The following is an 8970-nucleotide window of genomic DNA, read 5'->3' as shown; positions in this document are numbered from 1 at the left end:
CTCTTTTTTTAACTTCTTTTTCGAGCTCGGCATGTGTGTTTCTCGGCCAGAAATAGAATATATCATGTATAGAGATTCATTGCAACACTTTTTTTCAAACAAATTAGTATTAAGCTATATATCCTCATAACGATACCAGAATCTTTACCTTCTGATCAACAGTAGCCAAGGAGAACCGCCGCTAGACAGCTCCCCTGTGCTCATTGTTGTATAAATACTATTCGTTTGTACGGTTACGCATATGCGGGAACAGCAGTACATCACGAATAGATGCAGAATTGGTAAGCAACATGATCAAACGGTCTACACCGATTCCCAGTCCACCTGTAGGAGGCATACCATATTCCAAAGCACGGATAAAGTCATCGTCCATTTCATGGGCTTCGTCATTACCTTGCTCTTTCTCCTGGATTTGTGCTTCAAAGCGTTGACGCTGGTCGATCGGATCATTCAATTCACTAAATGCATTCGCATGTTCACGACCCACAATAAACAATTCAAAACGATCGGTGAAGCGTGGATCCTCATCGTTTTTCTTCGCCAGTGGTGAGATTTCAACCGGATGTCCCATTACAAAGGTAGGCTGAATCAGAGTTTCCTCTACAAATTGCTCGAAGAAAGCATTAAGGATATGACCGAAAGACATGTGCTTCTCTACAGGTACACGGTGCTCTTTTGCCAGAGCCTGTGCTTCCTCATCTGTCATATGAACACTGAAATCAACACCGGTTACTTCTTTAACGGCATCAACCATAGTTACACGACGCCATCCTGGTGACAGATCTACCGGCTTGCCTTGATAGTCGACCTGTTGAGTTCCTAATACCTCTTGGGCAATATGAGCGATCATATTCTCCGTAAGGTTCATGATGTCCTTGTAATCAGCATAAGCTTCATACAGCTCAATCATAGTAAACTCAGGATTGTGACGAGTCGAAATTCCTTCATTACGGTATACACGACCGATTTCGTATACTTTTTCCAGTCCACCAACAATAAGACGTTTCAAATGAAGCTCAATAGCAATACGCATATAAAGCTGCATTTCAAGCGTGTTGTGGTAAGTAATGAACGGACGCGCTGCAGCTCCACCGGCAATCGCATGAAGTGTAGGTGTCTCAACTTCAAGATAGCCAAGTGAATCCAAATAACGACGCATAGATTGAATGATTCTTGAACGAGCAATAAAGGTCTGTTGAACTTCCGGATTAATAATCAAATCAACATAGCGCTGACGGTAACGCAGCTCTACATCTTTAAGACCATGATATTTCTCAGGAAGCGGCAACAAGGACTTGGACAAGACTTCGAGATTATGCACTTTGATGGAGGTCTCGCCTGTTTTGGTTTTGAATACTGTTCCGCGAACGCCGATGATGTCTCCTAGATCGAGAACATTGAACGCTGCGTATTGCGTTTCAGGAATGCTGTCTTGACGAACATAAAGCTGAATTCTTCCACTGAGATCTTGGATGTGCGCAAAACTGGCTTTACCCATAACACGTTTTGCCATAATGCGACCCGCTATGCTGACTTCAACAGATAGCTCGTCCAATTCTTCTTTAGAAAGTCCATCATACTTCGATACTAGGTCGCCAGCGTTAGCTGTACGCTCATACTTTTTGCCGAAAGGATCGATACCAAGTCCTCTTAGCTCGTCCAATTTGGCACGGCGGATTTGCAAAAGCTCACTAAGTTCGTTCTCTGCATTCTCCACATTATTCATTTCCTCGGTCATGCTATTCATCCCCTTGCAGATATAAATCCCTTATATTTTGAAAAAAAGCTTCCCTAAGGAAGCTTTCCCAAACAATGTTCCCTTATCTGCCTGCATACAAGAAAACTACTTATACATTCGGCAGCACATCTATTTACAGACTATAAGATCTGTACACTACTTCATTCTGATATCGAGAATTTTATATTGAATAACGCCTGCAGGTGTATTAACGTCAACAATCGTGCCTATTTTCTTGCCGATGATGGCTTTGCCTACTGGACTTTCGTTGGAGATCTTATTATTCAGTGGATCGGACTCCGCTGTACCTACGATCGTGTATTCCATAGTGTCACCATATTCCAAATCTTCAACACTTACAGTAACACCGATACTTACCACATCAGTAACGATCTCGTCGCTATTAATGATGCGCGCGTTGCGAAGCATCTTCTCCAAGGTGATAACGCGTCCTTCGATAAAAGCCTGCTCATTCTTCGCGTCTTCATACTCCGAGTTCTCACTGATATCTCCGTAGCCAATCGCTACCTTAATCCGTTCAGCAACCTCGCGGCGTTTCACAGATTTGAGGAATTCCAGCTCATCTTCCAGACGCTTTAGCCCGTCCGGCGTAAGGATGACTTCTTTATCGCTCATCTCAACCGATTCTCCTGTCGTATACATTTATTGAAAACACCATACTATATGCTAATCTAGGAGGATAAGAACCCTCCCTGCTGCATTGCTCTTACTGTAACGGCGATTTTATACTGTGAAATTATATTGGAACCGCTACAAAATGTCAATGACACCACATATAAAGTGGGATGTGTTCAAAAAGCGTAAGGAAAACAACGTTTATACTGCGGAAGCAGACATTTCATTACCCTTATTCTCTTCTTCATGCTTTAGCTGGACTACAAAATCATTCAAAATCTTCACCATTCCATCACGTTCTGTCTCTAACATGAGCACATCCTTTACTCGTGCAGCAGACTTCAGGCCTTTTAAATACCAAGCCATATGCTTACGCATATCCCGAACGGCTACTGCTTCTCCCTTAAGTGCAACCAGCCGATCCATATGAAGAATGGCAACCTTAATCTTCTCATCCAATCCAGGTTCAGGCATCAGTTCCCCGGTGCTTAAATACTGAATCGTACGGTACAGCATCCATGGGTTACCTAGCGCACCACGCCCGATCATCACGCCATCACAACCGGTCTGATCAAGCATAGCCCTAGCATCTTCAGGTGTATTGACATCACCATTGCCGATAACCGGAATGGAGACCGCTTCTTTTGCCATCTTGATATAATTCCAATCTGCACGCCCCGTGTAGAGTTGCTCCCGTGTTCGTCCATGTACACTGACAGCCTTGCCACCGGCACGTTCTACTGCACGTGCATTATCTTCGACAAAAATATGCTCGCTATCCCAGCCAATCCGCATTTTCACGGTTACGGGTTTATCGACAACATCGACAACCGCAGAGACCATTTCATAGATTTTGTCGGGATTCAAAAGCCAGCGGGCTCCTGCATCACATTTAGTTACTTTAGGCACTGGGCATCCCATATTGATATCGATAATATCAGCATTGGTTTCTTTATCAACCACTTTAGCTGCCTGCACCAGTGATTCTCTATCCCCGCCAAAAATCTGCAAACTAAGCGGTTTCTCCCGTTCATCCACGAACAACATTTCGCGAGTACGAGTATTTCCGTGAATAATAGCCTTGTCGCTCACCATTTCCGCACAGACTAAACCTGTTCCAAACTCTTTAGCGATTAGACGAAAGGCCGGATTGCACACCCCAGCCATAGGTGCCAGAACAACTTGATTTTTCATCTCAATGTCGCCAATCTTCAGCATTCGTATCACTTCCATTATTCCTATTTGAATTGCTTAAAAATTATGAGTCAGGGTTCACCAACTCTTCGGTTGTAACCCCTAGTACATTCGCAATTTTATCTAAAATTTGATCTTCCAAACGTCTATTGCCCCTCTCGACTGCGCCAAGCACAGCCAAGGAAATTCCAGTGAGATCCGCAAGTTCCTGTTGAGTATAGCCTTTTAGCTTGCGGAATGCCCTGACCCTCCGTCCCATACGCTTGTTGTCCACAACCGAATTCCTTCCTTCCCGTCTATGTCTTGAAGCGCTGCTGTAATCAACTTGCGGAGTCCGGAAGACTGTTCATTCTGTGGAACGATATCACTGAGCGGAAGCATTACAAATGCACGCCCAAACATACGCGGATGCGGTAACGTTAAATGCGGAGTATCAAGTGCCTGGCCCTCTACCCACAATAAATCTAGATCTACCGTTCTCGGTCCATAGCGAATATCCCGGATACGACCCAGCTGCGTTTCGATCCCCAGCATTACTTCCAGCAAGGTCTCTGGCGCAAGCGTCGTGCGCAAAGCTGCTGCCATATTAAGAAACTGCGGCTGATCTAAATAACCTACTGGCTCTGTCTCGTAGACTTTGGAGCAGCGAACTACCGATATTTCATCATGATTATTCAGTCTGTTCAAAGCCTCTGACAGCGTGCCTTCACGGTCGCCCAAATTAGCCCCTAAAGCAATATAAGCCTCTGATTCTTCAGAGGTGGAATGTATATTCATGGACTTTGTTCTCACTTTCTAGTTCTGCGCAGCTCCACAGTCACTCCCTGAAAATGAATGTCGAATGGCGGATGCGGTTTAGTTACCTTTACCGTTACTGCATTGATAACAGTATAAGTGTCCAGTACGGAGGATGCAATATATTCTGCCAGAGCCTCAATTAACTTAAAGGACTTTATTTCGACAATGTTTTTGACCAGTTCATGCACTTCAGCATAGTTTACGGTTTGGTTCAAATCATCGTTCTGGCCCGCTCCCTGTAGATCAAGTTCCAGCTCCAAATCAATGTAAAAACGTTGGCCCAGCTTACGCTCTTCTTCAAACACACCATGATATCCGTAATATTCCATTCGATGCAGTGTCATTTTATCCATCTTTAAACCCGCCCTTTTTATAAAATATCTTTATTCACGCACCAATGGAGGTGCAGCATACAACATCGCATCACACATCTTGACCGTTCGTTTTATTAGGGACACATCATGCACTCGTACGATCTGGCAGCCCTGAGCAATACCAAAGGCTACTGTAGCTGCGGTACCTTCCACAACATCATCAGCGGGCAAATCAAGTACGGTCCGGATGAATTTTTTGCGTGAAGTCGCCAGTAACAGTGGATAGCCAAACTCAGTCAACCCGTCCAAAAGCATCATCGCCTGCAAATTTTCATTAAAATCCTTCGCAAAGCCGATCCCTGGATCCAAGATGATATTGGCCGGCTTCACTCCTGCGGCTAAAGCAAGATCAATACTTTCCTTAAGGTCTGCCGACATATCCGCACTTAGATTCGTATAATCACGGTCCTGCCGGTTATGCATCAAAATAATGGGACAGTCCGCAGCAGCTGCCACTGCCGCCATTTCCGGATCAGCTTTACAGCCCCATATATCATTAATGATATGGGCACCAGCAGCAATAGCTTGGCGTGCCACTTCAGCTTTGTACGTATCTATAGATAACGGAATATTCGGTGCCGCTCGATGAATACTCTCGATGACAGGCAATACACGAGCTAATTCCTCTTCAAGCCCCACTGGTTTATGACCAGGACGGGTAGATTCTCCACCAATATCTATAATATCAGCACCGTCTGCGGCCATTTGTAGCGCATGTTCTACTGCTTTGTCCGGATCATCCCAAAGTCCTCCATCTGAAAAAGAATCCGGGGTTACATTCAGGATGCCCATAATCAGCGTTCGCTTTCCCAATTCCAAATCAGTATTTCCACAGCGGTATGTCCGCTTGAATATGGCTGGTCTCATTTCGGTATTCCCGTCCTTTCTCTATAGAATGAAATCAAATCCGAAGTCATTCTGCCGCAAAGGCCATCGCCTACGGTAAATTTTTTATCTTTTTCCCAAAGCGTTGTGACCGGGACAATTTCTTGTACGGAATTAGTAAGAAATACTTCGTCGGCTATTTTTAACTGCTCCCAATGATATGCGCCCTCTTCTACCCTAATCCCAGCACTACGAGCCAGCTCCATTACCATTTCCCGGGTAATTCCCGGTAGAATCCCAGTTGAGATATCTGGAGTGTGGAGAACATTGTTTTTTATAAAAAAGATGTTGCTGACAATGCCCTCTGCTATGACCTCTTGTGCAGTTAACATCAATCCTTCAGCACCATTCGCCGCAGAGGCATAGCCCCTAAGCTCACGCTTGGCTAAAATATTATTCATATAATGCAGAGACTTGAATCGCACTGCTCCCTCCGGAGTGTTACGCCGTAAGGACAACAGTTGCAGGTCTTTGCCTTCGCTATATATCTTTTCGGATACTTTCGGCAGCGCTTTGATGTACAGCAAATGATTGGGTTCGTAATAGTCGCCCGCAGGTAACCCGAGAATATCCTCACCAGCGGTCACGGTATAGCGTATATAAGCTTCTTTTAATTCATTTTTGTCCATAACACGCTGGATCCACTCCTGCAGCTGTTCAACATCCTGCGCAAATGGAATACCAAGCTCCTTGCACCCCTCTGCCATACGCTTCAAATGACGCTCCAGCAGAAAAGGCACTCCCTCATACGTCCGAAAGGTCTCGAACAATCCTATACCGTATAAAAAACCGTGATCCAGGGCGGAAACCACGGCTTGTCTTGCATCTATGACACCATTGTTAAATCCTATATATTTCATGCCGTTTCTCCGGCTCTCCGTTTCAAGAAATTACGCAGCATCGTATGACCATGATCCGTAATAATCGATTCCGGATGGAATTGCACACCTTCGATAGGGTATTCTTTATGGCGCAGTGCCATAATCTCCCCTTCTTCGGTCTCCGCTGTAATCTCCAGACAATCCGGCAGACTCTCGCGCTCTACAATCAAAGAATGATATCTTGTTGCCGTAAAAGGAGACTCCAGACCTTCAAAAACCGACGTGCCCTTATGATGAATCGGGGATGTCTTTCCATGCATCAAACGCTCTGCACGAATAACATTTCCACCAAATGCTTGGCCTATCGCCTGATGCCCAAGGCATACGCCGAAGATCGGAATAATACCTTTGAAATGATGTAACAATTCCAAACTGATCCCCGCTTCATTAGGTGTACATGGTCCTGGAGAAATTAAAATATGATCGGGAGCCATTTTTTCAATCTCTTCAATGGTAATTTCATCGTTGCGGTGTACTTTAACCTCTTCCCCAAGTTCACCCAAATACTGTACGAGGTTATACGTAAAGGAATCATAATTATCGATGACCAAGATCACAGTGTTTCTCCCCCTTCGGCGCCGCTGGTAGTTTGGGATTCCTGCTGTAACTCACTACAGAGTACTGCCTTCACTACCGCTTTGGCTTTATTATGGCATTCACGGTATTCACGGTAGGGATCAGAGTCGATCACGATGCCCGCACCTGTCTGAATATATCCGACTCCATCCTTTACAGCCAGTGTTCTAATAATAATATTTAATTCCATATTTCCGTTATAGTCAATAAAGCCCATGGATCCTGTGTACGGCCCACGCCGAACCGGCTCCAGCTCTTCAATGATTTCCATTGTTCTTACTTTGGGCGCGCCTGTAATCGTTCCCCCTGGGAACAATGCTGCGATTACAGCATAAGCATCCTTATCCGGTGCGACCTGGCCCTCTACCTGCGAAACGAGATGCATCACATGAGAGTAGCGCTCCACCGTCATCAGCTCAGGCACGCTGACGGATCCATATGCAGCGACACGCCCGATGTCGTTGCGCTCCAGATCGACAAGCATAATATGCTCGGCGATCTCCTTTTCGCTCCCGCGAAGCTCCGCCTCCATGGCGGCATCCTCCGCGGGAGTCAGGCCTCGGCGCCGGGTGCCGGCGATTGGCCGTGCGCTCACTTTGTCCCCGTGCAGCTTGACGAGCAGCTCCGGTGAAGCGCTGGATAGCGCGAAGCCGGGCGACCGCAAGAGCCCCATGTACGGGGACGGATTGAGCTTGCGCAGCCATTCGTAAACATCCTCCGGCGAGGACTTCAGCTGCGCCTCCTGGCGCAGCGAGAGGTTCACTTGAAATACATCGCCTTGGCGGATGTATTCCTGAACGTCCAGCACGGCCTGCTGGAACTTCTCAGGCGAGAAGGCCGAGGTCATACCCGGCCACTCCCCTGAGGAATCTGTGAGGGCCTCAATGCTACCTTTGACCTCTTCGTTCAATCCCGAAGCAGTGGATATCAACTGCCACTGCTCTACCATTCGCCCAGCCTGTTCTATAGCACCGAGATAAAGGTTCTGCAAATCCTCCATCCCACATTCTGCTGGAACCGGGACATGAACAGCACAATAAAGCACATGCTCTTCGTGATCATAAATCCATACCTCATCCATCCTCATAAAGAGATAATCAGGAAAACCGGGATCATCTTGTGCGAGAGACGGTAAACGCTCCAATGAGCGAACCACATCGTACCCTAGAAATCCAATACATCCACCGGTAAATGGAGGAATGCCCTGAACGTTTAGACTTGGCGAGGTGAAGCCTGACATCCACTGCTGTAGCAGCTCTAGCGGCTGACCTATCAGCGTTGTAGTCTCATGTGAACCCTCATCGGCTGTATGACCCAATGATTCGGGAGAAAGGCTAAACACCTCAGCGCCTTCTCCCTTGCCTTTTAATATTGATACAGGATTTAAACCTAAGTACGTATAGCGGCCACCCTTGCCACTCTCCAACACTACGGAGTATTCGGAAGCTAGTTCCCAGGCCTTCTTCCAGGATGCGGGCAATTCCCCCGAGCACTTGGGTGATTTTATAATCAAGGGGAACATGCTCCAGTCTTCAGCTGCCCATTGTTCCCACTCATTCCATGTCGTTATGATTTCCAAAGCCATCCTCCTAAAAGTTTTATGAAGCAATTACATCATAGACATCACTTCGCAATAAAACTTACTTCGTAAGCATTTGCTTAGTTTTATGGAGCCATTACATCATAGACATCACTTCGCAACAAAACTTACTTCGTAAGCATTCGCTTAGTTTTGTCTAGCAATTACTTATTATTAATCATCAGTAGTATATTGCCTGTCAGTATACTGTACTTAAGGCATTATTGAAAAGCCCCCAGCTATAGGAAATTATTATGGCTTTTAAGTCTTCAGTAAAAACCATAGCATTTTTCAAAAATAATAAATTAC

At 45.8% G+C, this 8970-nt stretch carries 10 protein-coding genes; all 10 read right to left on the bottom strand.

The annotated features are described in order from the left end of the window. Positions 1–217: 217 nt before the first annotated feature. Positions 218–1738: a lysine--tRNA ligase gene (gene lysS, locus ACQKMP_RS30205; protein WP_179085871.1), complete on the bottom strand. Its 1521-nt coding sequence runs from the start codon at positions 1736–1738 to the stop codon at positions 218–220. Between the two features lie 156 nt (positions 1739–1894). Beyond that, positions 1895–2374: a transcription elongation factor GreA gene (gene greA / locus ACQKMP_RS30200; RefSeq protein ID WP_042183910.1), complete on the bottom strand. Its 480-nt coding sequence runs from the start codon at positions 2372–2374 to the stop codon at positions 1895–1897. Positions 2375–2575: 201 nt separating this feature from the next. Beyond that, positions 2576–3592, bottom strand: coding sequence for a tRNA dihydrouridine synthase DusB (gene dusB / locus ACQKMP_RS30195; protein WP_042183908.1), 1017 nt, complete (start codon positions 3590–3592; stop codon positions 2576–2578). A 40-nt stretch (positions 3593–3632) separates the two neighbouring features. Continuing rightward, complete coding sequence (locus tag ACQKMP_RS30190) at positions 3633–3842, bottom strand: helix-turn-helix domain-containing protein (RefSeq protein WP_076286863.1); 210 nt, start codon at positions 3840–3842, stop codon at positions 3633–3635. After that, on the bottom strand, positions 3794–4345 hold the full coding sequence (gene folK / locus ACQKMP_RS30185; protein WP_427472502.1) for a 2-amino-4-hydroxy-6-hydroxymethyldihydropteridine diphosphokinase: 552 nt from the start codon (positions 4343–4345) through the stop codon (positions 3794–3796). Before folK ends, ACQKMP_RS30190 begins: the two co-directional genes overlap by 49 nt. A gap of 11 nt (positions 4346–4356) precedes the next feature. Continuing rightward, entirely contained in the window at positions 4357–4719 is a 363-nt protein-coding gene (gene folB / locus ACQKMP_RS30180; protein WP_042183904.1) for a dihydroneopterin aldolase, read from the bottom strand. Between the two features lie 30 nt (positions 4720–4749). Continuing rightward, positions 4750–5607 (bottom strand): dihydropteroate synthase, encoded by an 858-nt coding sequence (folP, locus tag ACQKMP_RS30175; protein WP_427472499.1) that lies wholly within the window; start codon positions 5605–5607, stop codon positions 4750–4752. Then, complete coding sequence (locus ACQKMP_RS30170) at positions 5604–6485, bottom strand: aminotransferase class IV (protein WP_427472497.1); 882 nt, start codon at positions 6483–6485, stop codon at positions 5604–5606. The genes folP and ACQKMP_RS30170 overlap by 4 nt, the downstream gene beginning before the upstream one ends. Beyond that, positions 6482–7063, bottom strand: coding sequence for an aminodeoxychorismate/anthranilate synthase component II (gene pabA / locus ACQKMP_RS30165; RefSeq protein WP_042123170.1), 582 nt, complete (start codon positions 7061–7063; stop codon positions 6482–6484). The genes ACQKMP_RS30170 and pabA overlap by 4 nt, the downstream gene beginning before the upstream one ends. Continuing rightward, positions 7060–8667 (bottom strand): anthranilate synthase component I family protein, encoded by a 1608-nt coding sequence (locus tag ACQKMP_RS30160; protein WP_427472496.1) that lies wholly within the window; start codon positions 8665–8667, stop codon positions 7060–7062. Before ACQKMP_RS30160 ends, pabA begins: the two co-directional genes overlap by 4 nt. Positions 8668–8970: the final 303 nt, after the last annotated feature.

It is taken from the genome of Paenibacillus sp. NPDC101420 (assembly GCF_050277435.1).
GTDB lineage: Bacteria > Bacillota > Bacilli > Paenibacillales > Paenibacillaceae > Paenibacillus_AQ.
This window is presented reverse-complemented; position numbering and strand designations above follow the sequence as displayed.